Raw genomic sequence first — 26,687 nt, 5'->3', positions numbered from 1 at the left:
AGATTAGATTCTATTCTTCAAAAATTCTTCTGCCCGTTCCAAGTCTTGCGGGGTATCAATTCCAATAGTTTCCACCTCACTGATGCCGACCTTTATTTTGTATCCGTTCTCCAGCCAGCGAAGCTGCTCCAAAGATTCGGCCAACTCCAAAGAAGACTGTGGAAGCATGGTAATCTCTTTCAGCACCTCTGTACGATAAGCATACAATCCGATGTGCTTGTAGTAGGTATGTCCCTTCAACCAGTCCTGTTTCTCGGCATTCCGCTGATAAGGAATGATAGAACGGCTAAAATAAAGTGCATTCCAGTTCTTGTTGACTACCACTTTCGGTGAATTCACGTTTTCCAGTACGGCAAACGGTTCATCAGCAGTAAAAGGCTTCACCAACGTAGCAATCTGCGTGGTTGCATCATCGAAACAAGCCTTTACCGCATCCAGTTGTGAAGGCTGAATAAAAGGTTCATCTCCTTGTATATTCACTACGACGTCAAAATCACCTCCAATCTTGGTACAGGCTTCATAACAACGATCCGTACCACTTTTGTGGTGAACGGAAGTCATCACAACCTTTCCCCCGAACGCCTTAACAGCAGCTTCAATGCGTTCATCATCCGTAGCTACATAAGCGTCATCCAAAACGCCTGCCACTTGTTCGTATACGCGTTGTATGACTGTTTTTCCGCCCAACACAGCCAACGGTTTCGCAGGAAAACGAGTGGATGCATAACGGGCAGGTATAATTCCAAGAAATTTCATCTACTTAATAAATAATGAAGAATGGAAAGCAGATAATGACTGTTGTATATATCCCCTTTGCCAATCCTCCGGTTTTAATATTTTGTTATCATATAAAAGCATGTCAATATCCAGACATACTTTTTCCTCTTTCTTATCCTCCGAACGACGTCCGGACCTCTGTTCTATATCTTTCAGCATTTTCCTCACCGTCTCTTCATCCTTATCGGAATAGAACAGAACCACTTGGTTGGAAAACAGAGCCGGATTCTTAAAAAACAAAGGTTTAGTTTCCAGTTCGGGAGCAAAACATATAGAAGAGAACGATTCAGTCAACTTCTGCCTGGCAAAAGTCAAGTTCTCTTTCCTGTTGTAATTACTCCCTATACAAACAATATACTTGTGCACTTCTTTAATTGAAAAGATCGTCCAATCCCCCTTCTTCTATCACTTCGCCATCAGGAGTTTCCGAACCGGCACACGGGTCAAACCCTTCAGGGAGTTTGAATCTCTCCTGCTGGTCATATCCCAAGGTCGGATCGTCATACACTTTCTTCATATACATTGCCCAGATAGGCAAAGCTGCAGCAGCACCCTGTCCATAGGTCATTCTACCGAAGTGAATATCACGTTCGTCCCCTCCTACCCAACAACCGGATACCAGTGAAGGAGTGAATCCCATAAACCAGGCATCGGAGTTATCATTGGTCGTTCCTGTTTTTCCACCCATATCGGCGGTAATTCCATATCGACGAACACGTCCACCCGTTCCTTCATTAATAACGGCACGCAGCATAACCAGCATTTTGTAAGTGCTCGACGCGCTTATTACTTCTTCCATTTGCGGTGCAAAAGTAGAAATGACATTGCCATCACTATCCTCAATACGGGTAACGAACAATGGAGCCACCCGGATTCCTTTATTGGCAAAAGCTGTGTATGCGCTGACCATTTCACCGACAGAAATTTCACAAGGTCCCAGACAAAGTGAAACCACCGGATCAATTGCTTTATTACGTACACCGAAACTATGAATCAGGCGTACCAAATCATACGGATTCAGCTTACCCATCAGATATGCAGAAATCCAGTTATCGGAGTTTGCCAATCCCCATTTCAGAGTTACCATTTCTCCATAACGCTTATCATTTGCATTACGTGGTGTCCAGGGAGTTCCATTCTCATCAATCAAAGTTTGCTCTACGTGGCGTGCCTGATCGCAAGGAGAAAATCCGTTCTCCATTGCCAATGTATATAAATACGGCTTAATAGTAGAACCTACCTGACGACGTCCTACCATCACCATATCATACTGGAAATATACATAATTCGGTCCGCCCACATAAGCCTTCACGTGTCCGTTTGCCGGATCCATTGACATAAATCCCGTCCGCAAGAAAGATTTGTAGTAGCGGATGGAATCCATCGGTGTCATAATCGTATCTTTATCACCCTTCCAGGAAAAGACAGTCATTTCTTCCGGTGTATCGAACGCCTTACGAATCTGTTGTTCCGAAGCTCCCGCCTCTTTCATGAGGCGATAACGTTCCGTTTGTTTCATTGCTTTCGTCAACAACTCTTCCACTCGTTTTTCCGGTAGTGATCGTGCATACGGAGCATTCTTACTTCCCTCTTTTTCTTTGAAGAATATAGGTTGCAGATAATCACCCAAATGCTCTTTTACAGCATCTTCGGCATACTGCTGCATACGTGAATTGATAGTTGTATAAATCTTCAATCCATCTGTATAGATGTTATAATTTGTACCGTCTTTCTTCTTGTTTTTCGCACACCAGCCATATAACGGGTTAGTTTCCCAAGCGATAGAATCCTCATAGAATTTCTGCATTTGCCAACCACGATAATCACTTCTTACCGGTTTCGGTGCTGTCATGACACCGCGGAGATATTCACGGAAATAAGTAGCCAGCCCCTCTTTATGGTCAACACGATTGTAAGTCAGTTTCAACGGAAGAGCCTGCAAAGAATCACATTCTGCATCTGTGATATATCCGGCTTTACGCATCTGCTCGAGCACCACATTACGACGGCCACGGGAACGTTCGTTGAAACGAACCGGATTGTAAAGTGACGGATTCTTACACATACCCACCAATGTAGCTGCTTCTTCAATCTTCAAGTCCTTCGGTTCACAGCCAAAATAGGTATATGCAGCAGTTTTGATACCAACAGCATTATTCAGAAAATCAAATTTATTGAGATACATACTCAATATTTCCTCTTTGGTGTAGTAACGTTCAAGTTTCACCGCAATCACCCATTCAATCGGTTTTTGGAAAAGACGTTGAAGTGTATTTCTCGCCACATTTTCTGTAAACAACTGTTTAGCTAGCTGTTGTGACAAGGTACTACCCCCACCTGCATTTTTCTGAAACATCAAACCACGTTTCACAAACGCACGGAACAACGCTTTGGCATCAATACCCGAATGCTCGACAAAACGAACATCTTCCGTTGCAATAAGAGCATTGATAATACTGGGTGACAAATCCTTGTAAGCCGTGTACACCCGGTTTTCCTTGCTGTAAGACCATGTACCAAGCACTTTCTCATCTTCAGAAAAAATCTCTGTTGCAAATTTATAGCTCGGGTTCTCGAGTTCCTCTACAGGAGGCATATAGCCAATCCAACCCTTTGAAATGGAGACAAAGACTATAACAATAGCCAATACTATGACTGCCAAGAATATCCAAAGAGCTTTTATTATTTTTCGAATCATGTTTTTTCTCGCTTAAAATGACGCATTTAATTAAGATGCAAAGGTAGATAAAATCCGCTATTCAGCCAACGAGTTTGATTATAATTTCTATTTTGTTAAAATATATAGCGATACTCCTAACAAATAGCATGAAACAAAACAAAAAAGAGCATTTTTCAAGAAAGCAACCCTCTTATTATATCTAAACACAAACAGGCGGGAAAAATCCCGCCTGTTATTCATTCATAAATATACCTATTTATAAGATAATCAATTACAAGGTTGCTGCCTGCACACCTACCACTCCGGCAATCGCACCGGCAACAGCAATAATCACTTTCAAAATAATACTCCACGTTTTTTTCATAGACATTTCTCTTTTTAAATTAAACACTAAATGAACACTCTAACCGTCAGCTATTAATCAACAAGACATTAAGCTGCGGGATCCGGTGCCTCTCCGCTACCGCCACCTTCATCTCCGCCACCTTCGCCTTCATCCGGTTTCTCGGGATCTTCCGGAGATACAGTAACGCTAATTTTCTTCAGATATTCATCCAGACTGATCAGATCTAACTTCTCATCTGCACGGGTAGCAGTTTTGGTGACACGCAACTCTTTATTGGCTTGGAAAAAGATACGAACACTATCCACACTCTTAGCATTAATATCCTTCGCCAACTCCGCACCTTTCGAACGGGCAGTCAACATAAACACACCCAAACCTTCGATATTCACAGACTTACCTTCCAACAACTGCTCCTTCATTTTTTCCACAAAATTCTGGATTACACTCTTGATGTCACCGATAGACAGCGAAGAACGATCCTGCATTTTCTGTGCAATATATTTCAGGTTGACGGACTGACCTAAAGTGATCAGATGCGGATAATATCTCTTAGGAGAATTGGGAACACGCGGATCTGTTGGCCGCGTAATGACTTTGTAAATTACACTCATACTACGTTTTTTTAAAGATTTAAATTCAAGTTTATTTATTCACCTTTTGTTGATCAACAATGCAAAGGTGAAACTTTTATTCCGGATAGAAAAGAAAAAAGCTCCTTGCGGAGCTATTTTCATTTACCTAAGTATATAATAAACTATAAATCAACAACATAATCAGCATCCTATAATCTCCCAGTCCCCAATCGTACACCGTTCGCTATCAAAACAGACAGCCACCTTTACGACAGGCAATCCACATAAAGCAAAGCGTTCCGGATAATTCTTCAAATCAATTTGCTCCATCGCTTCACCCGCACTTTTATCCAATTTCAGTTCCATCACATACAATGTAGTCTTCGTACGAAGTACTATATCTACCCGTCCACGAGGAGTACGAACCTCCACATCCACGTAATATCCCAACAAACTGAATATGATATAAAAGACCTGCTGATAGTGTCCTTCGAACCTTGTATTGTCGCAGTAAGGAATCGTAGACAGAAATTCCTGCAAACGGTGTAAAGCAGCATCCATATCACCATTCTGAATATCATAAAAAAGATAAGCTACCATGGTAGTTGCTTCAGGTGTCTTGTTATTTACATAATAAGGAAGAAGGCTCTCCATAAGTCCCAGCCTTACTTCTTTATTGGGAATATCCAGCGTATAAAGGTCTAGCATCTTATTATAATCCTTAATAGTGATATACCCACTTTGGTACAATAAAGGTACTGCATCAGTCATCGTTTCAGTAGGAGCATCGAAAACTGAAGATTTCAGCTGTCTACGTCCAATTTCGGAAGGTTTCACACCGAATTTATCCAACATCTTAACCAGATATGTAGGAGTACCGCTACCAAACCAATAAGATCCAAATTTTCCATCAGCAAAAGCATTTAGCAAACTGAAAGGATTATATATATCGGGCGAAGGAGATGTAAAATGATAACCATCATAATTTTCTTTCAATTTCATCAAAGCCTCTTCAGGTGTTATCTCCAATTTCTTTGCCAATCCTCCCAAATCATCCTTCATTTGCAAACGTATCTCATCTTCACTAATTCCACAGATAGCAGCGTATGGCTCATCCATACTAATATTCTTTATATTATTCAACTCACTAAAAATACTTAGTTGTGAGAATTTAGTAATACCAGTCAGAAATACATAACGCAAATAAGGATCACAAGCTTTTAACGGACTGTAGAAGTTACGCATGATGTTACGCAATACATCCAGATTTTCCCGTTCGTGCACCACATCCAGCAGAGGAGCATCATATTCATCAATAAGCACAACCACTTTCTTTCCGGTCTGCTCATAGGCACGTTTTATCAGTCCCATCAAACGCTGATTGGGATTAACCTCCTCCTCCAACCGTCCATAAATCTGTTCATAACCATATAGTTTCAGATTCAATTCTTGGAGCAACTGTTCACTATCCGCATGTTTGGCGGTACTCATATCGAAGTGAAGTACCGGATATTCCGTCCACTCCTTCTCCAGTTTCTCCATAGCCAATCCATGAAACAGTTCCTTACGACCGGAAAAATAGCTATGCAGCGTGGAAGTAAGTAATGATTTCCCAAAACGTCGTGGACGGCTCAAAAACATATAGCTGGAAGCCGAATGAGTCATCCGGTAAACATATTCCGTTTTATCAATATAGAGGTAATTCCCCTCCCGTATCTTCGAGAATGTCTGTATCCCGATAGGATATAGTCTTTGCAAATCTTCCATATCAATCATATTTTTCACAAAGCTACTAAAAAATATCCATCAGTCATTGCTTTACAAAAAAAATATCAACTATCTTCACAGACGGTTGATATAATAGAAATCACATCGGATTTACACCGACATGAGGGCGTTGATCAGGAATACACCGCTGTGTATTTCCTGACCACAAAATGTAGGGGTCTTCATGTGTGTAGCATGAAGTTAGGGACCTACATGTTCCATCTCACTTTTGTGTAAAGTATTAAAAGTACTCTATGACATTATTAACTTAAAAAATATCGGTCATTAATGGCTTTAGTCTTCCTTGGCGTGAGATTGTTCTCCATATCCATAACCGTAGCCATATCGCTTACCATAGCCATAATACTTGCCATATTTGCCATAACCGTAATAATAACCGTACTTTCTTTTCTTCAGATCCAAACCATTGATTACAGTACACAGGCTAGGTAATTTATCTTTTTCAGCAAGTTCGTTGATCAAAGTATACTCATTTTTATGAGTATAGTCTGCACGGCAGACATAAACAGATAAATCAGCCACACGCCCTATCAATAAGGTATCAGTTACCATACCAACAGGAGCTGTATCCAGAATCACATAATCAAAATTTTTCTTAAGAGTTTCAATCGCTTTATCCAGTCCATCACGAGCCAATAATTCGGTAGGATTAGGAGGAACTGTTCCACCGGGAAGAATATACAGATTTTTACTGACATCGGAAAGCTGTACTAAATCCATCAAGTTCTTTTCCGGATTAGCCAAATATTGAGTTATACCAACTTCTTTTCTTGGAATATTAAATACCTTATTCAAGCCCGGTTTACGAATATCAAGACCAACGATTACTACTTTCTTCCCTAATAAAGAAAGACTAATAGCAAGATTAGCAGAAATGAAAGATTTGCCCTCACCACTAACCGTAGAAGTAACCAGAATCACCTTCTTGTCATTTTCAAGCATAAACTGAAGATTTGTTCGGATATTACGGAAGGTTTCACTCATCAGGTTATTTTGATTCTCAAATACAGCAATAGCTCCTTGTTTTTCATCAGTTAATGGGATATCACCGACAATAGGCAAACTTGTGAGCTTTTCTACATCAGAACGACCTTCAATTTTAAACTTGGTTAATTCGAGCAAATAAATAACCCCTACCGGAATTCCAACTCCTAACACTAAAGCAATCAGGTAAATCATTTTACGTTTAGGAGATACAGGAGCATCATCTGCTATCGCGTCATCTATAATCTTTGCATTGTTGGCTGTAGCAGCCAGAGTTATAGCATTCTCCTCACGCTTCTGAAGCAACATCAAATAAAGTCCGGCCTTTATCTCCTGTTGGCGAGCAATACTCACAAACTCACGCTCCTGACCAGGTGCCTCACTAATGCGACGGGAATAACGGTTCGCCTCACGATCCAAATCCGCCTTCGTGATAAATAATCCACGCAACACTCTGTCTAAAGAGACTTGTACATTCTCTTTCATTGCACTAATGCTGGTATCCAGATTTATAATGGTAGGATTATTCTCTGTTGATGTACGTAATAAACGTTTCCTCTCAACAAGCACCTCATTATAACGGTTGATAGCAGCTGCAAGATTCAAATCCTGCAATCCGATATTACTAGGTAGAACCTCATAACCTTCATTTTGCATATATTTCTGCAAATCCTGCAGCAAATTAATCTGGGTTTGATTCTCCACACGCTTCTTTTCATATTCAGCACTACCGGTCAACGCAATCTGTGCATCACTAGTCAAATCCGTAATACCTGCCCCACGTTTAAAACTTTCCAGGTCCTTTTCTGTACTACCCAGTTCTTTGGAGATTATGCTAATACGTTCATTGATAAATTCTGCTGTTTTTTGTGCCACTTCATTCTTATCATTATTCGTATTGATATTATACATCTCCAATAACTTATTGATAAAATCCTTTCCTCGCTGTACATTTGAATTTTTCAATGATATGACAGCCACAGAAGTGGTTTTGGAAGTAGGCTCAATAGTCATATTCTTGCAATACGCTTTCGCTACAGCCAAAGGCTTATTAATTGTGGCTGTTATATTACGTGTAGTCTTTTCCGAAGCTGTAGTTTCTTCCAATATTCTTTTAGAAGACGAAATAGAATCCGGTGTCAGAAAGAAAGCCAATGTCCCTTTGTCAGTAGGAAAAACCGCTGGCAATTTCTCAAAATGTTTCTGATATTCATCATCGTCAATCTTCACAGTCACATCCATACTTCCCTGTGGTTGCAATGTCATCTCCACTATCATCGGTTCCTCCAACAAGTCAGCCTCCTGTGGAGTCAGGCTTACTTGTACAGGTGAAGTCTTATACATGTTTCTGGAAGGGAATTCATCTTCATCCGTATAGGAAATATAGAGTCCCAAATCTTCAACCACCTCTTTGACGATAGTCTTGGAACGGAGAACTTCAATCTCGTTATCAATATTCTGCGAAGAAGAGACCATACCATCCAATCCCAGACTCTCCAACCCGGAAAGCATTCCGGCACTACCACCTTTTTTATCATCCTTTATTAAAACCGTAGCGGAAATATTATATACGGGAGTGGATGTATAAAGATAGACCCATGCCGCAATCAAACACACCACAACCGCCCCCACAAACCAAGGCCAGTGGATCAAATACTTAAACAGTAGTTCCTTGACGTCTATATTTTCTTCCTTAGATTCTTGTGCTTCGTTGAAATCTGTTTCTTTCATTGCAAATCATTATTTTAAAATATTTACTAATAGGCTGACAATGGATACCAGGATAGAGGTAGCGGAGAACCAAAGACTGGTACTGTTGCCCACATCCGAATTTCGAGCCTTTGCTTTATTGGGAGTCACATAGACAATATCATTCTGCTGTAACCAATAGTAAGGTGAAAGAATGGTTTCGGCCTTATTCAAATCCAAGGTTACAATTTGCTGTTTACCGTTTGCGTCCTCACGAATCAACTTTACATTATCACGAAGACCGTAGACTGTCATATCACCAGCCATGGCCAATGCCTCCAACAGATTCACTTTCTCATTAGAGATAGTGAAAGTACCGGGACGGGTAACTTCGCCGATAACAGATATTTTATAATTTACCATACGGACCGTTACAATGGGAGTCTCCTTCATATAAGGCTTCAATTTATCTATAATCAGCTGTTCCGCTTCCCTTTTCGTTAAGCCTCCTAACTTCAATTCTCCTAAAACCGGAAAATTTATGTTTCCGTCATTATCAACCAAATAAGGCTGTAATACAGGTTGCGTAGTTACATAAGACGAACCGCTTGCAGCCAGACTGGCACTACTAGCCACTGTTAAGTTAAAGGGGATCGCTAGTTCAGGATTAGTACATGACACCACAATGGTCAACAAATCCTTCGGCATAATCCTGGCATCATAAAGCTTCTCCTGCTGTTCTACTTCATTCACCACTTCCACATCCTGGAAATAAGGTACTTTTTTATAAGACTGACAGGCGACCAGTAAGAATGATAGCAGCATCAGCCATAAATTTCTGTTGTTAAGTCTTCTCATCATAATTTTTAAATTCATAATTAAACGCCCTTTAATTCCTATTTTTTTATTCTCATTTTTTTATTTTCAAATATTAATTTTATTAATATGCTTCTTTTTCTCCATGTATGGCATTATACACCGTCTTATACATAATATATAAGTCCAATAAAAAAGTCCAATGCTCTATATACCAAATATCACGTTGTACACGTCCCTCCATCTGCCAGAGCTCTTTCGTCTCACCGCGAAAGCCCGTCACCTGGGCCCAGCCAGTTATTCCAGGTTTAACGAAGTGACGAACCATAAACTTATTTATCAGATTGGAATATTCCTCCGTATGCTTCAACATGTGTGGACGGGGACCTACAATGGACATATCACCCTTCAACACATTGATGAATTGCGGCAATTCGTCCACACTAGTCTTCCTCATAATCTCTCCGATACGTGTTTTACGAGGATCGTTTTCCGTGGCCTGAAGGGTATCACACTGCGCATTAACCTTCATCGAACGAAACTTGTAACACCAGAATTCACGACCATCCTCACCACTGCGTTTCTGTTTGAAAAAGACAGGGCCGGGAGAACTTAGCTTGATCGCAATTCCAAAAAATATATAAACGAACGGGAATACCGTACAAAGAAACAGCCCTGAACAAACGATATCAAAGGCACGCTTGATAATACGGTTCTCCAATGACTCCAATGGTTCACAACGAATGGAAAGTACAGGAACATTACCCAATAATTCAAAATGCATCCTACGTTTCAAATAATTACGGACATTAGGAACGCTAAAAAAACGAACCAGATGGTTCTCACAGTAATTAATGATGGGAACAATCTCCGCACTGCGCACAGAAGGAAGGCTGCAATAAAGCTGGCTGATCTCTCCTACATGTTTTTCTAAAAAAAGATTTACGTCACTAGGTTGTCCCAAATATGGAACATCCTGTGGATACCGGTCCGAAGGAAAATCCTCGAAATAACCCAGTATACGATAACCGGACGTAGGATCATCCGTCATCGCATGATAAAGTTCCTGCATATTCTCATGGCTCCCAACCAATACTACCTTGCGGACATTTCCGCCCTTTTTTCGATAAATCTCCAGTAAGTGACGGGAAATTAAGCGGTAGCTAATAATGACAATTATCAGTGCAACATAAAACAGTCCGAAATAGCGGGAATGAGAAAAATGAAAATGAAAAACAAGCAACGTACAAACCGATAAAAAGACAAAAGGAACCATGTTACGTAAAACACGAATCATGATCTGTTCAGGACGGACCACAGGACGGTGAAGAATAACACCCGAATGCATGTTACAAAGTAAATAGCACAGAGTGATAAGAGTCATACCCTGAAAGATAGAACCACAATGAATACACCAGAAACGGGTACCCAGAAACAAATTAAATCCCCATAAAAGCAGGTTCAGCAAAATAAGATCCCCCAAAAGGACCAAAGATTTTAGGACTTTGTTGAAACGTTGGACTTCTTGCATAAATGTTTCCTATGATTGATGTAAATTAGCCATAATACTATCGTCTCAAATTACAATAGCAAAACTTAGGGTTTTAAGATATTCAAATCAAATGCTTACAATAGGCAAATATTATCATGTCAAAAATGGCTTGTGCCCCTCTTTCCACGATTCATTTGCAAAAATATCATAATCCAATTTTGTCACATCGCCAATAATCTTTGCAGGAATGCCACCTACTATCATATTAGTATGCACGCTCTTATTCACCACCGCATTAGGAGCAACAATTACGTTATCTTCTATGATTACGGGACCTTGTATCACGACACCCGAACCTATATAGACATTATTACCTATCCTAGGACATTCCTTATAAGGACCTTGCCCCACAATCGACACATTGTTACCTATTTTACAGTTCTTACCAATGACAACTTTGAGATTTATCAGTACCCCTATGCCAGCATGGTTGAAAAAGCTCCCTCTCCCAATTGACATTTTATAACTAACAGAACAGTTATACATTAGAAAAGTGATAAGCTGCAATAATTTTGGTAAAAAAGGAATATGATGCAAATACAGCCAACGGGCAATCCTATATAATCTTATCGCATTTATCATCTCTATTTCCCCCTACTTCTAAAGTATCTGTCATATCCTTCAAGCAAAGCTTTACTAGTATGTTCCCATCCCAATTCGTTGATTACACGATTACGCCCATACTCACCCATCCATTTACGTTTTTCTGGATTATCAAGCAATTCTAGAATTTTCCTTGCCATATCATTCGCATCGTTGTGCTCGGCATAAAGTGAAGCATTTTGTGCAGAATATCGACCTTCAGTCAGATCAAACTGCACTAAAGGTTTACCCAATGCCATATATTCAAGCACCTTATTCATGGTACTCTTGTCATTCATGGCATTGTACTCGTCGCAGTTAACACACACATCAGCAGTATTCAGATAGTCAAGTAATTTCTGATCCGGTACGCGACCTGTAAATTCGACAATATCATCGAGTCCCATTTCATGACAAAGCTTTTTCATACGTTCCAAGTCGGGACCGCCCCCAACAATCCCCCAAAACACATCGTTACGTCCTGGTAACTCTTTGATATATTTTGCAGCTTTCAGTAAATACTCAATGCCTTCCTGCTGTCCAATCACACCCAGATAACCCACCATGAATTTCTTTCCACGTTTTATTTCTGATTTCGGTTCTTGTATCTTCAACCGCTCCAGTTTCGGACCACTACGCAAAACAAATACATCTTCCGCTTTCATCCCCCCACGTTCAATGGCTATTTTCTTATAGCTTTCATTGGTAACAAAAGCAAATTTGCAATGTTTGTAAGTCTGGCGTTCCAGCCATAGCTGACTTTTATAGAACATACCTGTAGTCTTTCCAAATTTTGCTTCATATAATTCTGGGCAAATGTCGTGATGATCGAAAATATAGTCCACTCCCTTTTTCTTAAACAGACGAGCAATCATCCAAATATCATCAGGCGGGTTACAGCCATGAATGCAATCAAACCCAACCTCTTTGTAACACTTCCTAGCCAAACGATATTCATGCCACAGAGCAGTCCCATATTCTCGTGCATATCCCAAAGCCCCATTGCCATCTTTCGGCAATTTGTGGCGATAAACATGTACTCCTTGTAAAAATTCATATTCTTTGTCATAGCCTTTGCCAATAGGACAAATCACCGATACAGTGTATCCGTTTGCAGCCAGTGTAGTAGCTTCCTGCCATACACGTGTATCGAAGGGAACCGGTAGGTTCTCTACGACAATCAAAATTTTTCTATCCATAAGATATAATGATGTTCTATAATAAATTGATACTAATTTTGATATCGTTACTTTTCGAGTGACTTCTGATCCTGATTACTTTGGATTTCTCTTTTATACCATATTGCTCCGATACAAAAATATCCTCTATTCGTATTTCTCCTTCACACGACTCCAATGTAAATGCATCACATGTTACCCTACGTTCTGACACCGATAGTTCATAATCCCTTGCTATCACGAAAGATGCCGTCCAATCACAATCTTTATCGAAACGGTCGTTAATCAGTAGTACCCCCTCAGATCGTCCAAAACGAAATGTACGCGTGTGCACCACTCTACACAACCCTGTGACACTAGCCGTAAGTTCGTCTACATCTTCTTGGAACGAATACGACAACAGTTTCGTTTCCGCCTTCTTACCCCAAAGAAAAGCCCCCAAAACCTGCGATTGCTCTTCCCCATTGATCATCACCGTATTGTGGTGATCAGTCCGACGGAAAATATTTCTTTCCTCTATCTGACAATGGTAGATATAAGTACCTGGATCGATGAAAATTCTTTTTCCGTCTTTCAGTATCTGAAAACTCAGTGCATCCGCATGTCCATGAGCGGCAATAGTGCCAAATCCCAGTGCCGCATGGTCGATACCTATCAATATACTTCCATCGCTACTTCTCAAAAAAGAGTTACCACCTTCACTAAAGCAACGGCTTCGAGAATTGTCATATATAGGCAAAGATTTTATCCGGTCAATCGACTCAGAACTAAACCACCAACCTACATTTTCGGTCACCTTTTCAAAACTATGATAGCGCATCCCTAATACTAATGAAAGCAACTGTAACACATAATTATAATGATCGGTATGTCCTCCAACCAAGTCCACAATCTTCCCCTCATCATTATCTCCAAATTCACATACTGCCTGTTCACACCAACAACAGTGACTTACAAACTCACACATCCTCCCTAACCATTTTTTCCATCCATCAGGCAGACATACGCCATTATGTAACATACAACACCCTACGATACCGTAAGCCTCCATGCCAAATGTCTGGTAATGCAGAGACAATTCCTTATTTACGCCATCCTTATAATTTTGCTTTGGCAATTCCTCAGACAGTATGCCAACAGCTAATTTCTGCCACGCCTGATGATGAAAAACAAACCCTGACAGAGCAATAGCAGCTGCTTCTACTAACAAATGATTATTAGCCGATGAAAAGCGTGAGTAGTGATTGCAAAGATAATCCGTCATGTTTACAATACCCGTCTCCATATTCTCCATCAATTCTCCATATAGAATATCACCTTTTTTTTGAAGAAAACTAAGAGCAATAGTCCACTGAATACAGCGAATAGCAATCTCCATAGCGCTTGTCCATGAAATACCATGTAAAAAACTATTCTTCTCATTCCAATCGATAAACAATTCCTCTAACGAGTCGGCATACTGCCGATCACCACTCACAAAATAGCCTTTTGCTAACAAAGCAAACTGAAAATGCCGGTTCAGTTCCCAATTGGTACGTGCATCTCCAATATCATCTCGTTGCTTATAGTTCAGATAGTAGCTAAACTCGCCATCCCAGCAATTCTTCGTTTGAAAACCGGCGGCCCAATCCTTCTTATAATAGTTATAATCATACCCACCGAGCAGATGAATGGAAGTATTCACACTATAATTACGATTACCAAAGTAAATCCCCAGTGCATCACAGTCAAACCTCAATTTTTCCAGCGCCTTGTTGAAGCGAAAAGAAGACACAGCCACCTTACAACCACTAAATCTTCTTTTCTCTTTCATTTGAATCTTTTTCTGCTCCAACCTCCAGATTACCTCCTGCAGGTTCATAGCTTTCAGGCGATTCACATACCAAGCCCATTTGCTCATTTAAAACTCAGTCTGTTTAAAATCCTCCACATACTCCATATTCTGTCCCTCATTAGTATTAATATTACCCCAAGAAAGACCTTCATATTGACCATTGTAATCCACCTCTTTCCATTGGCGTACCAAGTCAATTATAATCTTATGCGGATAATTTTTCAACACATCTGCAAAATCCTTCTCTTTATTAGTGACTACCAATACATCACTGTTTCTGCACACAACATCCAAGTCATCTGTTACAAAATGCTGCAAATGCGGAATTTTTGCCATAATAAAGTCCTTGTTTGTACCAGTCAATTCACTCACTTTTACATTACGATCGTAAATACGGATATTGAACCCCTTCCCCAGTAAGTTCTCCACCACATCCACGATAGGAGAGCATCGCAAATCATCGGTGCCCGCCTTGAAACTCAGTCCCAAGATACCAATATTACGGTGTCCTTTGCTCATAATCGTCTGCACAGCATTGCGCTTCTGTATCTCGTTGCTTTGGAAAATACTGTTAATAACAGGCACATCCACATACAAATCATGCGCTAGTGTCTTCAACGCCTTCATATCCTTCGGCAGACAAGAGCCACCATACGCAAATCCCGGTTTAAAATAATATGGAGAAATATTCAACTGTTTATCTTTGCAAAAAATCTCCATCACCTTATGTGAATCAATATCCAGTCCTTTACAGATATTACCCACCTCATTACCAAACACAATTTTCAAAGCATGATATGTATTGTTGACATACTTCATCATCTCAGCCACCTTTATATCAGTGCAAATAAACTCAGCGTGAATATCTTTATACATTTCACGGAACACTTGCTCCGCGTATTCAGAGTCAGTGCCAATCAAAGTCAACGGCGGGTTAAAGTAGTCCTCCACACTCGTCCCCTCACGCAGAAACTCTGGATTGCTCACTACAGTGAAGTGTACTCCCCTTTTTAAACCACTTTCCTGTTCGATAATCTCACCCACCTTTTGGTTTGTTCCCGGAAGTACAGTAGAACGAATAGCAATCAAGTGCATATTTTTAGGGGCGTTTTCACTAGCAAACTTCTCCTTCAAAGCCTTACCAATACGTCCAGCCACTGTATAGATATAATTTAGGTTTAAATGTCCTTCTTTGCTTGAAGGGGTACCCACTACAATAAACGACACCTCTGTTTGAGCAACAGCTTCAGCAGCTACAGTTGTAGCCGACATCAATCCTTTGTCGTGGGCTTCCTTACACAATTCGGCAATGCCTTCCTCAATAATGGTAGGTTTACCCTCGTTCATCAGACGGACCTTGTTCTCGTTTACGTCCACACCAATCACCTTGTGACCAAGCTTGGCACAACATGCCGCGCCTACGCATCCTACGTAGCCGAGACCAAAAATACTAATGTTCATGATTATTTGAATTGAGATTTATAAATTACTAATGACTAAAGCTAGTTTATTGCGTTTTGTATATTTCAACTCAGCCTCATTGATAAGTTGGATATCCACATCTATATTTCTTAAACCCATTTTTTCATCTATCAGACTAAGGATTATATTCTGTTCCGATTGTTTAAAATCCCTATCTGGCACAATATTCAATGTAACTTTTCCAAGTTCATTCTGAATAAACTGTGCCTTTCTGACATTCGACACATCCTTAAAAATAAACGTAAGAGCAGCATCACTATAACGGGTTCCATCCTTACCAACAATATTGGATGCAGCACGCCCTTCAATACTTTCTATCGTTGCATCATACGAATGTAATGGAAAGCAATCTTGCTTTGGAACAATACAATCTGTTGTTTTATATCGTATGAGTGGAAACACATCATTAATAAGCGATGTTGAAATCACATAATCATCATAATATTCTTCTATACCATAACCGGGATCTTCAAAATATCCGTCATGATCAAAAGATTCCTCTAAGCGGATCGTTCGCTCCGTAGTACCATAATGATCATAAATTTGAGTATTGAACACCTTTTCAATCAACATCCGCTGATAATCATGCAATGTCTCCGAAGAAGTAAATGCTACCGGAATATGACATTCTAATCCCTTATCATGTAAGACAAGAGCTAAATTATAAAGTGAACTTGGATATCCTTCTATCGCTTTGGCATGATGTTGCTTTATCAATTGATAATAAGTCATTGCCGTATGTTCATTTATGTTATAACTGGAAAGAAAAAGCGTATTACTCACATGTACTTTAAGCGATATATCACTTCTCCCCAAGTTCCCACGCAAAGAAACCATTGGTTCACCATAGTTATACCCACAACGTTTCCGATAACAAACAAAATAAGCCTGTTCTCGCCATACCGATGCCCAATCTTGAAACACGGTGAGCGGGGTTCCCGTTGTTCCGCTTGTATGATTCTTCATCAATCCTCGTTTTGAACGAGTCAGTAACTCCTTACCATGAGCTTTCAACATATCTTTAGTAAGAATCGGTAATTTTATTATATCTTCCAGATGTTGTATTTCGTCGGCTGACTTAACACCTTTTGCAAGGCATAACCTCCGATAATATTCAGATCTAAAATACACTTTTCTGAATATTTCCAAGAACCGCCTCTCGTTCCTCCTTCTCAGCTCTTCTGGTGTCATGTCATACATAGCATCAATTTCATCCATATATTTATGAATAAATAGACGAGTACGCAAAAGATACTTCAAGGATTCCTTTATGTATTTTCTCATTTTTTGCTATTTTTAATAGGGATTGTGAATCCCCATTCTAATCATCACTTTCCTTATTATTCGAAATAGGTTCCGCTGTATCCAATTAATTCGTTCTCCAAAATCATTGGTAAAAAATCTAGTACGAAAAGCTATATTCAAAAGAGAAGATTTCGAGCAAAACACCCTACAATATGTCCACCAATCATACTCAGTAGCAAACAAGCTATAATCCTTTTGTATATCATAGTCTAAATTCGGACGCAATACATTATTTTCCACATCAAAATAAAGAGAATATATATTGACATTCATTCCATCCCATTTTACGATAAATTCATTCTTCACTTCCTGTTGTCTATACACAAGTTTCTTATCTGCATAAAAAGTCTGCGGCAATATAAAATTGCCCAGAGAATAGAATATATGTTTCCCTTTATATATTTCAATAGGTTGTATTACATGGGGGTGATGCCCTACAATCAGGTCTACTCCCGCATCTATCATCCTATGAGCCAAACTCCTGTCAGCCGGTTCTGGATAGTAAAATTTCTCAATGCCCCAATGAGGAAAGACAACAATGTAACTATCTTTATTCTGCTGTCTGATTTCTTTTATTTCTTCAATAACTTTTAATGGAGAAAATAATGGCAAACTGTGCTCATTGGAAAATGTCGCAAACGTAATCACAAACAAAGGCTTACCATTTAATTTACTCTTCCATACATCGTGATTTTTTAAACCCCATGATTCTATGTTGTACTTCTTAAGTATATCGATAGTTTCATTTATATCATGTTGATAATCCAGTATATGATTATTACAAAGTGAAACGACTTCAACATTTAAATCCTTAAGCACGTTCAGCACTTTAGGACAAGAGTACAACGAAAACTTATCATTCCATCTGTAAAGCGTTGTTTCTTTTTCGTCTTTTAAAATAGAACCTTCGAAATTGACAATCGTTCTATGATTCTTAAACAAAGGTAGTATCGCGCTATAATCCACATCTGTATGATATGGAAGGACCAAATCACCACAGAATATCACTGACATAGCAATCTCCTATAAATCGTTATCAACTTTGTTATTTCCACATCTACATTATGATGTTCACGAATATGATTCTGACAAGCCGCACTCATCTTTGCAATATCACCAGATACTAATTTCAAAATAGCATTTTTATAATCTACAGCAGTTCCATCTAATGGTATTACAAATCCATGATTTCCGGTAACTTCTTCATTAAATCCTTGTGCAGACACGACTGGTATTAGTCCTGCAGACATCGCTTCTATCAGAGAATTTGACTGCCCTTCACCAATATGCCTAGTTGGAAAAATAAAGAAATGCATATCTGACAAAATCTGTTGAAGTTCAGAGGGGGGCAAAAAACCCAAATAGGCAATCTTGTTATCATTTAACATTCCTTTATTGCAATCGCTGCCAAATGCACCTGCAACATACAGTTTGAACCTATCATCAAGCATTTTAATTGTATTAATCACAATATCTATCCCTTTAGCTTTTGTCAATCGTCCAAAATACAGAATATTAAATTTATCCTTCGGCTTGTTTATAACTGGAAAATTGGAAACATTAGCAAGATTAGGAAAGTAATAGGTAGGTTTATCTACACCAATTACACTTTTTATCTGTTGGATATATACTGAACCTTCAACTGTTAACATGTCTGCTCTATCCAACATCTCTTTCATTTGACGCTGATATTTCTTCCCCTTAGTCTGGTAATAATATATTAATGAACCAGCACGAATATCAACTAATACTGGAATACTAAGTTTCTTAGCTACAAACACTGTAAATAATGCCGGAACCAACAGATTACCATACAATGGAGTTATATGCAATATCACATCTTTCTCATGACGATACTTCCAAAGGCTCAATGGCAAAAAAAATAACTTTATATATGCTATTTTCCCAAAGTTTCCCAAATGTCTATTAATAACCGGATTAGGGAACTCTACTACTTCAACACCCCTTTTCAACAAACTATCTATATTCTTTCTATTAGCAGCTTCATATCCTCCTATACTCGCCTGTCCTTTTTTTGAAATTGGACCAAAATATAATATTTTCATAAATCTAATTTTATCATATTCAACAAGCAATCTCATAAGAAAGAAAAATATTCTTCATTTGAATCAACAAATATTCTTTTGACAAACTTTGTGATATTCGTCCTATCTCCATTCTCTTTTTAGCATTATTCATCAATCATTCAATTGCTCGATTTATTTTTTCTCTATTTCCCCATGCTACTAAATATTCATTCATCCCGCCATGCACAATACAATAGCCAATAATGGTAACCTTAAAATATTCTCTGTGCTCATATTGTTTCCTATAATAATCTAAAATCACAGTAAAAACATAGTTTAGGCGGACTAAATAACTTTCTGTTATCTATTCAACATATCCAAAACCGTATTGATTCAGAGCCTCTCTCATCTCTTGCTTTTTCCATATAGAAACACCTTTATGTATCGTGTATTCTTTAGAAAAACAAGGCTTTTCACTTTGATATTTCAGATGTTTCTCCACAAATCCCTCATAAGAAGCAACTACTGTAGCAGGGTTTCCGCAAGCCACACTATTGTCAGGAATAGATTTTGTCACTACTGCTCCTGCTCCAATAACCACATTATTACCAATATGAACTCCACAAAGAACTATACTTCCAGCTCCGATAAAAACATTATTACCAATAGTTATTGGAGATATTTTACATAATCTTTTCGCCCCCTCCGGATGTTATATTATTAAAAATCAAACAAGTAGAAGCATCGTGTGCTATAATACGGACACCCGGAGCACAAGTTACATTATCTCCAATAGAAATGAGCCAACAATGAGAAATATCAAAAGTACAATTAGGTAATCTATGAAAATTGCGGCCTATTCTCATACCATTTTTCACATAAGTTTCTGTAGGTATCTCCCCCCGTAGCCGCATCTTTAATTTAGTTAAAATAGATCTTATCATATCAATCATTATATACTTTGAATAAATTATTCATCATTTGTTTTAGTGAATACCTATTTTGGGCAAATGTTTTTGCCCTCAAATAAAACTCTTTGTTAGCCTCGTAGTTATTAACTATTCTCCAAATTACATTGTACAAACTATCCACATTTCCTTTTTCACACATATACCCATATTTTCCATAGCCTATGACTTCAGCTGGTCCGTCATTCTTTGACACAACTACTGGCAAACCTGCTACCATTCCTTCAGCAACAGTTAATCCAAAACCTTCACACAAAGAAGCATGAACCATCAAATGATAATCGCACAAATGAGAATAAATATAAGCCCTATCTTTTAATCCAAGAAAATGAACATGAGTAGAAATCCCCAAATCATTAGAAAGCTTTTCCAAATACACTTTTGAATTTCCCACGCCAATCAAACTCACTTCAACATTTAGTCCTTGTTTTAAAAGCAAAGCCAAAGCCCTAAGAAGGAGATGTTGTCCTTTAATCTCATGTTCTAAACGTGCTACCTGCACAATTTGAAAAGATTGATTTTTATTATCATATTGATAATTTGCTTTACTAGAAATGGCCTCCACATCAATACTGTTATAAATAGTTTCAACATTACCAAAACCAGCATCATTCAAATCTTTTTTAACAAAATCTGAAATAGCAATCAGCTTATCGTACTTTTTCAATAATCTAATCGGCCATGATACAATCTTTGTAGACGAGTGCATCGTAAAATATTTTTTCGCAAAAGGATAAATTAGTAACTTTGTAAGTTGGGCATTATGACAATGAATTATATCCGGTCCTATCATATATAATTCATATATAAAACGCATAATTGGAAAAGGGCTCTGACTGCCTTCATTTCTACCCATAATATGAATTCTAACCCTTCTATCAATGGTGTCTCTCAAGTGCGGGTTCACCACATTATTAAGTACCATAAGATGAACTGTAGCAAAATCCACTTGCCCATTCATCGTATCCACAAGCATAGTCTCAGCACCACCGTAATCAAGAGAAAATATTACATGTATGATTTTCATAATTATTTATTTGCAGAATTTAAAACCAGCAAGGCACTGTTCTTTTTACACCCTAAAAACAATAAAGGAAGAATATAAAAGAATCCATCTACAAGAACAGCATTCCCTAATGATTGGAAAAACAAAGCCACTAATAAGTAACAGCCAAACAATTTACAAACGCCATATAATTTAAGTAACTGTATAATAAGACGCAACAAGAAAAATATGAAAATTAAAGTACCAACAATACCAAACCGAACAAATAATATCGACCAAGCAATATCACCTGTATCTAGCTGAATGATGTTATGTTCTTCATTAAGCAGACCTATAGTAAATATACCACTTTTAAAATTTCTTTCATTAATAAAACCCACCCCATGGAACCATTCAAAAAATCCTCCATTCAATACATACATCAGTCGTTCATAAGCATGTGCCATACGGAAAGAAAAATTATCACCTGCATTTTCTGTTCCAATCGTTGAAAGGTTTCCTTGAATTTCCATTATTCGTTCTGATATTGTAGGAAAAAGGACAAGCACAATATTGAGAAATATCATAACAAGAACTATATATGTAATGCTTTTCACCACATTTACACCATTTTTTATAATTAAGTATAAAACATATATCAAGACAATTGATAGTAAATAAGTCATCTTAGAGTTTAACAAAATAGGAAGAAGAAATACAATCACATGAGCGATCTGTTTAGGACGCGATACCTTAAAAACATTTATCAATGAGAGAAAGCTGCAAAAAATCGCAAATATTGGAGCCTTTACTCCTCGTTCTAAATTTATTGGAATAAATGGTATTAGTTCAATGTTAGTAAAACGTTGAAACAAGATAATCAAACAAATAGTTGCTGTTGCATAATATACCTTTTTGAGAACTTTGAGTATGACATCATATGAAAAAGAACCTGCTATAAATATAAAAGTTAAAAGTAAATAGCCTCGTAAATAGAACAAAATATCAGATATTTCAACATTTCGAGATACATCCATAATGGCGGCTATGAGAAAGTAGAAAAACAATAAAACAACTCCTATTGTTTGTGATAACCTGATATCCATTTTTCTATTAGAAATCACCTTGAAATATAGACATAAATACAACAACAAAGATGTATCCAATATTTGATGAGGAAAAGGGAATGTAGGTCGTATAAATTCAAGAGGTAGTCTCATCTGCATATAGTTAGACGATAGAAGTAAAATGATAAAAATAACCCAATCGTACTTCCTTTTTGCTAAGAAAACAAATCCGATAAACAAAATAATGATATCCATCAGCCTATAGCATTCACAAGAAAGGTCATTGAAACTTCTCTCATTTCAGACAGCTTCCTCTCTACTTCATTATAATTTATTTCCTCATTCAAGATTTCTTCTCTTCGCTGAATATAATCTTGTTCATCTTTTATCAAACGAGATGTTAAACCTAATTTTCTCAAAAGAGTAGCTACCCTATCAGACTTGCCAGGCATAATAAATGTGGCAAATCTACGATGAAGCAATATAGAGAAAACTGTTGCATGAAATGAATCTGTGACAACAAATTCAGAGTTGCCAATACTATTTAGCCATTCTTCTACTGTTACAAATAATTTATTTCTAAGCCCTCGTTTTCTTTTATAAGAAGCTAATATTAAAGCGGAGGTGTCTAATTGTTCTGCAAAGAAATTTGCAGCATCATAAAAATAAGGATTATTTTGAAAGTTGAATAAACATACCCCTTTTGGTTTTTCTTTCTTTAAAAAAATGGAATAATCACCTAAAAGTAATGTTGGATCTACCACAAGAGTGGCGTCCCTATTTGCTAAAGTTTGACAAATAGATATACCAGAAATCTCTCTGACCCCTATTGAATTAAATTTTTTGAGAAGAGAAGATACTTGAGAATATTCTCCAAACACATCCGTCTGACTCACTCCGAAACTAGCTGCATATGCAATTCTCCTCACATTGTCTGGAAGAAAATCGAAGAAATAAACACCAACACCAGCATCTCGGGTTATATTAGGATTCCATACTTGATCACTCCCCACTACATATAGATCTGCTTTTGGATATAATTTCTGCAAGTCGCTTTTGCTCTTTAAAGGAATAGAAAAAGGTGGCAAATATCTATTACGAAACTTTTCAAATAGTATTTTTTGAACAAACTGATGAAATCTATAAATAGGATTCAATGACTTTGATCTTGGTAATTGATAATCCAAAAGCACCACTTCATGTCCTAACCTTCGAAGGATTGTCGACAAAGCATAACATTGTAATGTTGCACCATAATTATTCACTTTTGAGAAAGTAAGAATCGCTATTTTCATTTCAATCGTTTTATTAGTTTACGTATTTGAAATCTTTGATAATTTAATATTAATTTATAATGCATTAATCTAACAATTTTCACTCCCAACCAAACAGGATTGAAACTATTTATCTTTCTAACATAAATTTTTTTTATTGTTTCTTTTGAGAAATGCTGAAATGCGTAAGGCATAATCATTCTCTCTATTGTATGGCGACAAAAGGGTTTATAACCTACACCGATTCTCGGGTTATAAGGTAAACATTTCTCCCATTTACTTTCTATTAGAACTACGTTGGAACGTTCTGCTATTTCTTTTCCTTTTGATGTATTAAGTATAACACAACTAATCCCCTTAAAATGTTCTTCAGGATAATCCTTTTCACCCCAATAATCCATAATAGTCATATCAGCCTTTGTATGAGGATAAGCATAATGACAATCATAGCAAGAACTTCTATTAGTCATACCTTGCAAGAACCCATTTTCCTGGATATCTGCGTCTTTATCGCCTACTATTAAATTCCCTTGTTTATCAACAAATGTTAACTTAGATCCATGTTTCCAGCCTTCCTCTTTATTCCTAAATGATTTTATTGTTTTATAGTCTTCATAATATTTGAGAAGATTTACTGAAGGCACACCATTACATACCAAATCAATGGTTATTAAATTCTCTGGAATCTTACATAAAAAAGAAAGCAAACCTGCGACCTGACATCGAGTTCCACAATACAACACCCAACGTCCTGTTTTAAGAACTATTTTCAATTCTCTATATATACCAGACATATCACTATGTATATACTTTGATCCTTGAATATCTGGTAATTGTGACACATTGTTGATGATAATATGTTTGGCACACATTCCATCCATTGTGCATCCACAAACAAATCCATTTTGAGCCAATACATATGTAGCAATAGCGCCAAAAATTCCCCCTGAAGCCCCACGAAGTCTTATCTTATCATCCTTAGCCCATGATAAATATGGCAAAGCTTTTATATCTTCTACATAATTAAAATGACTAAGCTCTGGACACTTTTTCATACAAACTCCACAACGAACGCATAGATCATAGTTAATTATAGGATATCGATGGCCGTCTTTTTCGACAATTGATGAAATAGCACTTCTACTACAACTATCTACACAAGCCATACATCCAGTGCAATCCGAGCGTTTTGCCAACTTTATTTTAATCATTCTTACGAAGTTTTTTAATAAGTATTGAGCACAAGTCTATATCCATCCTTTTACGCATATATGTATTCACAAACCATAACAGGCCAACAATTTCAATAAAAGCAATCACATACAGTTTAATTCCAGATACAAAATAAATAGAGAACCAAGCAATTAGAATAAACACACACGTTTTCACGATCAATCGCACGACCATTGAAGACAAATTGAAATCAAATAATCTTTTACACGAGAGGAAAACTATAGATAAGAAGACACTGTACGCAACGACATAATTAACTCCTAATCCTTCAAATCCAAAATAACTAGCAAAAAATATCAATAACAAATAATCTAATGTCCAAAAAACAAATTGAGAAATTGCATAAAGTAATGCCTTCCCCTTTGCTGCTATTGAATAACTAAATGGAAATGCAAATATGCGCATCATTACTCCCAATACTTGCCAACGAATTATTTCAGAACCAGATTCAAATTCCTTAGAATAAAGCAAATACAAGAATAAATCAGAAAATAACAAAATGCTAACAACACCTATACTGGACAACAAAATTCCTGTCTCTAATTGCTGATTGATCATCTTATTAACTTCCTCTTTATTACCTATAACTTTCATTAATCTCGGCATAAAGTCTACTCCCATAGCTGTCAAAATAATACCTATATACAAATTGGAAATCGTCCAACTAGCTTGATAAATTCCTACAGCTTTTAGTTCAAAATGATTACTTAAATATGAACGTGAAAGAAGTGTCATAACAGTCGAAATAAAACCTGAAAAACTAAAACTTAATCCTAACAAAAAAAGAGGTTTAGCTATTGTTTTAAATTCAAACCAAGTAAGTTTTACTTTTAAGATATGGATTTTTCTTACATAAAAAGTCGTTGAAAAAGCTAATGTTATACCGATAAATAATAAAGCCCAAGGAATAGAGGGCTCACCCCAAATTAACACTAATGCTACTGTAATACAACTCCCCAAAATTGTTCCATATATCTGGCTAATTGCAAGTTCTTTAAGATGTCTCAACCCATTTAATATGGATATATTTCCACGACTAATCCCCCTAAATATTAGTACAAAAGACAAGGCTACAACACCCCATCTATATTTATCTGTATTAAAAAGAAAAAGACTAATTTTTTCAGAACATATTATGACACAAATACATAGAATCGAAGACATTACTAATATCATTATTCTAAAAACATATATACACTTGGCTACAGTTAGACTATCTTCACTTTTTTGGGCTATATCCCTTACACCACTTTGATCAATACCCAATGTAGAAAAGGTTGTAACCATTTCCATAAAAGTATTAAAAAGTCCCCATATACCAAATCCTGAAGCTCCTAAGACTAAAGCAACAACTTTATTCCGAACTAATCCCAATGCCATTTGGAATATTTGAACATAAGCTATAAGCCCAGAGGACTTTAAAATTGACTTATAAGTATTTTCCATCCAGTTATCTCAGTTTAAAGATTTATGTCCTCCCCTCCCCCAAAAATAAAGTATGGAATTCGCTACTACCAGTCTTTTCATTTATTGTGTCAACTACGCTTT

The 26,687-nt window shown here is 37.5% G+C and carries 22 protein-coding genes; all 22 read right to left on the bottom strand.

The genetic code is table 11. The features are described 5' to 3' along the window. Positions 1–3 precede the first annotated feature (3 nt). Complete coding sequence (gene kdsB / locus AB5217_RS01530) at positions 4–756, bottom strand: 3-deoxy-manno-octulosonate cytidylyltransferase (protein ID WP_032847344.1); 753 nt, start codon at positions 754–756, stop codon at positions 4–6. Continuing rightward, positions 757–1,143, bottom strand: a complete 387-nt coding sequence (locus AB5217_RS01525) for a 2-amino-4-hydroxy-6-hydroxymethyldihydropteridine diphosphokinase (RefSeq protein ID WP_004318143.1) — start codon at positions 1,141–1,143, stop codon at positions 757–759. A gap of 4 nt (positions 1,144–1,147) precedes the next feature. Continuing rightward, on the bottom strand, positions 1,148–3,475 hold the full coding sequence (locus AB5217_RS01520) for a transglycosylase domain-containing protein (protein WP_368112659.1): 2,328 nt from the start codon (positions 3,473–3,475) through the stop codon (positions 1,148–1,150). A gap of 253 nt (positions 3,476–3,728) precedes the next feature. Further along, a complete protein-coding gene (locus tag AB5217_RS01515) occupies positions 3,729–3,821 on the bottom strand; it encodes a smalltalk protein (protein WP_004295819.1) in 93 nt (30 codons plus the stop codon). Positions 3,822–3,889: 68 nt separating this feature from the next. Further along, on the bottom strand, positions 3,890–4,414 hold the full coding sequence (locus tag AB5217_RS01510; protein ID WP_004295818.1) for an HU family DNA-binding protein: 525 nt from the start codon (positions 4,412–4,414) through the stop codon (positions 3,890–3,892). 162 nt (positions 4,415–4,576) lie between these two features. Further along, a complete protein-coding gene (locus tag AB5217_RS01505; protein WP_118418893.1) occupies positions 4,577–6,151 on the bottom strand; it encodes an ATP-binding protein in 1,575 nt (524 codons plus the stop codon). A gap of 285 nt (positions 6,152–6,436) precedes the next feature. Continuing rightward, on the bottom strand, positions 6,437–8,878 hold the full coding sequence (locus AB5217_RS01500; RefSeq protein ID WP_138274615.1) for a GumC family protein: 2,442 nt from the start codon (positions 8,876–8,878) through the stop codon (positions 6,437–6,439). Positions 8,879–8,887: 9 nt separating this feature from the next. Next, a complete protein-coding gene (locus AB5217_RS01495; RefSeq protein ID WP_171034510.1) occupies positions 8,888–9,712 on the bottom strand; it encodes a polysaccharide biosynthesis/export family protein in 825 nt (274 codons plus the stop codon). A gap of 64 nt (positions 9,713–9,776) precedes the next feature. Then, positions 9,777–11,183 carry an undecaprenyl-phosphate glucose phosphotransferase gene (locus AB5217_RS01490; RefSeq protein WP_118418891.1) on the bottom strand — a complete coding sequence of 469 codons (1,407 nt, stop codon included), beginning with the start codon at positions 11,181–11,183 and terminating at the stop codon, positions 9,777–9,779. 114 nt (positions 11,184–11,297) lie between these two features. Further along, positions 11,298–11,663, bottom strand: coding sequence for a serine O-acetyltransferase (locus tag AB5217_RS01485; RefSeq protein ID WP_234122770.1), 366 nt, complete (start codon positions 11,661–11,663; stop codon positions 11,298–11,300). A gap of 125 nt (positions 11,664–11,788) precedes the next feature. Beyond that, positions 11,789–12,985: a glycosyltransferase family 4 protein gene (locus AB5217_RS01480; RefSeq protein ID WP_118418889.1), complete on the bottom strand. Its 1,197-nt coding sequence runs from the start codon at positions 12,983–12,985 to the stop codon at positions 11,789–11,791. A 16-nt stretch (positions 12,986–13,001) separates the two neighbouring features. Further along, complete coding sequence (locus AB5217_RS01475) at positions 13,002–14,864, bottom strand: alginate lyase family protein (protein ID WP_234122768.1); 1,863 nt, start codon at positions 14,862–14,864, stop codon at positions 13,002–13,004. Further along, positions 14,865–16,259: a nucleotide sugar dehydrogenase gene (locus AB5217_RS01470; RefSeq protein WP_118418888.1), complete on the bottom strand. Its 1,395-nt coding sequence runs from the start codon at positions 16,257–16,259 to the stop codon at positions 14,865–14,867. An 18-nt stretch (positions 16,260–16,277) separates the two neighbouring features. Beyond that, positions 16,278–17,564 carry a phenylacetate--CoA ligase family protein gene (locus AB5217_RS01465; protein WP_087318102.1) on the bottom strand — a complete coding sequence of 429 codons (1,287 nt, stop codon included), beginning with the start codon at positions 17,562–17,564 and terminating at the stop codon, positions 16,278–16,280. A gap of 12 nt (positions 17,565–17,576) precedes the next feature. After that, positions 17,577–18,599 carry a CapA family protein gene (locus AB5217_RS01460; protein ID WP_118418887.1) on the bottom strand — a complete coding sequence of 341 codons (1,023 nt, stop codon included), beginning with the start codon at positions 18,597–18,599 and terminating at the stop codon, positions 17,577–17,579. Further along, a complete protein-coding gene (locus AB5217_RS01455; protein ID WP_162612969.1) occupies positions 18,590–19,651 on the bottom strand; it encodes a glycosyltransferase family 4 protein in 1,062 nt (353 codons plus the stop codon). Before AB5217_RS01455 ends, AB5217_RS01460 begins: the two co-directional genes overlap by 10 nt. Before the next feature lie 325 nt (positions 19,652–19,976). Next, positions 19,977–20,279 carry a DapH/DapD/GlmU-related protein gene (locus AB5217_RS24930; RefSeq protein WP_410521102.1) on the bottom strand — a complete coding sequence of 101 codons (303 nt, stop codon included), beginning with the start codon at positions 20,277–20,279 and terminating at the stop codon, positions 19,977–19,979. A 278-nt stretch (positions 20,280–20,557) separates the two neighbouring features. Next, entirely contained in the window at positions 20,558–21,607 is a 1,050-nt protein-coding gene (locus AB5217_RS01445) for a glycosyltransferase (protein WP_118418886.1), read from the bottom strand. A gap of 2 nt (positions 21,608–21,609) precedes the next feature. Further along, entirely contained in the window at positions 21,610–22,671 is a 1,062-nt protein-coding gene (locus AB5217_RS01440; RefSeq protein WP_138274613.1) for a hypothetical protein, read from the bottom strand. A gap of 215 nt (positions 22,672–22,886) precedes the next feature. Beyond that, positions 22,887–23,927, bottom strand: coding sequence for a polysaccharide pyruvyl transferase family protein (locus AB5217_RS01435; protein ID WP_118418884.1), 1,041 nt, complete (start codon positions 23,925–23,927; stop codon positions 22,887–22,889). Continuing rightward, entirely contained in the window at positions 23,924–25,117 is a 1,194-nt protein-coding gene (locus AB5217_RS01430; RefSeq protein WP_211480454.1) for a Coenzyme F420 hydrogenase/dehydrogenase, beta subunit C-terminal domain, read from the bottom strand. Before AB5217_RS01430 ends, AB5217_RS01435 begins: the two co-directional genes overlap by 4 nt. Next, positions 25,110–26,585, bottom strand: coding sequence for an O-antigen translocase (locus tag AB5217_RS01425; protein WP_118418882.1), 1,476 nt, complete (start codon positions 26,583–26,585; stop codon positions 25,110–25,112). The genes AB5217_RS01430 and AB5217_RS01425 overlap by 8 nt, the downstream gene beginning before the upstream one ends. Between the last annotated feature and the right edge of the window lie 102 nt (positions 26,586–26,687).

It is taken from the genome of Bacteroides sp. MSSM.1001136sp1_RTP21357st2_D2_RTP21359_211015 (genome assembly GCF_040913205.1).
In the GTDB taxonomy this organism is placed as follows: Bacteria; Bacteroidota; Bacteroidia; order Bacteroidales; family Bacteroidaceae; genus Bacteroides; species Bacteroides ovatus.
This window is presented reverse-complemented; position numbering and strand designations above follow the sequence as displayed.

Bases quoted from the DNA above. Each gene is read 5' to 3' on its own strand.
- AB5217_RS01470 (WP_118418888.1), bottom strand. From the start codon at position 16,259: ATGAACATTAGTATTTTTGGTCTCGGCTACGTAGGATGCGTAGGCGCG.
- AB5217_RS01495 (WP_171034510.1), bottom strand. From the start codon at position 9,712: ATGAATTTAAAAATTATGATGAGAAGACTTAACAACAGAAATTTATGG.
- AB5217_RS01430 (WP_211480454.1), bottom strand. From the start codon at position 25,117: ATGATTAAAATAAAGTTGGCAAAACGCTCGGATTGCACTGGATGTATG.
- AB5217_RS01515 (WP_004295819.1), bottom strand. From the start codon at position 3,821: ATGAAAAAAACGTGGAGTATTATTTTGAAAGTGATTATTGCTGTTGCC.
- AB5217_RS01520 (WP_368112659.1), bottom strand. From the start codon at position 3,475: ATGATTCGAAAAATAATAAAAGCTCTTTGGATATTCTTGGCAGTCATA.
- AB5217_RS01485 (WP_234122770.1), bottom strand. From the start codon at position 11,663: ATGTCAATTGGGAGAGGGAGCTTTTTCAACCATGCTGGCATAGGGGTA.
- AB5217_RS01455 (WP_162612969.1), bottom strand. From the start codon at position 19,651: ATGAAAATATTATATTTTGGTCCAATTTCAAAAAAAGGACAGGCGAGT.
- AB5217_RS01480 (WP_118418889.1), bottom strand. From the start codon at position 12,985: ATGGATAGAAAAATTTTGATTGTCGTAGAGAACCTACCGGTTCCCTTC.
- AB5217_RS01445 (WP_118418886.1), bottom strand. From the start codon at position 21,607: ATGAAAATCATACATGTAATATTTTCTCTTGATTACGGTGGTGCTGAG.
- AB5217_RS01510 (WP_004295818.1), bottom strand. From the start codon at position 4,414: ATGAGTGTAATTTACAAAGTCATTACGCGGCCAACAGATCCGCGTGTT.
- AB5217_RS01500 (WP_138274615.1), bottom strand. From the start codon at position 8,878: ATGAAAGAAACAGATTTCAACGAAGCACAAGAATCTAAGGAAGAAAAT.
- AB5217_RS01440 (WP_138274613.1), bottom strand. From the start codon at position 22,671: ATGGATATCAGGTTATCACAAACAATAGGAGTTGTTTTATTGTTTTTC.
- AB5217_RS01465 (WP_087318102.1), bottom strand. From the start codon at position 17,564: ATGAGAAAATACATAAAGGAATCCTTGAAGTATCTTTTGCGTACTCGT.
- AB5217_RS01475 (WP_234122768.1), bottom strand. From the start codon at position 14,864: ATGAGCAAATGGGCTTGGTATGTGAATCGCCTGAAAGCTATGAACCTG.
- kdsB (WP_032847344.1), bottom strand. From the start codon at position 756: ATGAAATTTCTTGGAATTATACCTGCCCGTTATGCATCCACTCGTTTT.
- AB5217_RS01435 (WP_118418884.1), bottom strand. From the start codon at position 23,927: ATGAAAATAGCGATTCTTACTTTCTCAAAAGTGAATAATTATGGTGCA.
- AB5217_RS01490 (WP_118418891.1), bottom strand. From the start codon at position 11,183: ATGCAAGAAGTCCAACGTTTCAACAAAGTCCTAAAATCTTTGGTCCTT.
- AB5217_RS01460 (WP_118418887.1), bottom strand. From the start codon at position 18,599: ATGTCAGTGATATTCTGTGGTGATTTGGTCCTTCCATATCATACAGAT.
- AB5217_RS01425 (WP_118418882.1), bottom strand. From the start codon at position 26,585: ATGGAAAATACTTATAAGTCAATTTTAAAGTCCTCTGGGCTTATAGCT.
- AB5217_RS01505 (WP_118418893.1), bottom strand. From the start codon at position 6,151: ATGATTGATATGGAAGATTTGCAAAGACTATATCCTATCGGGATACAG.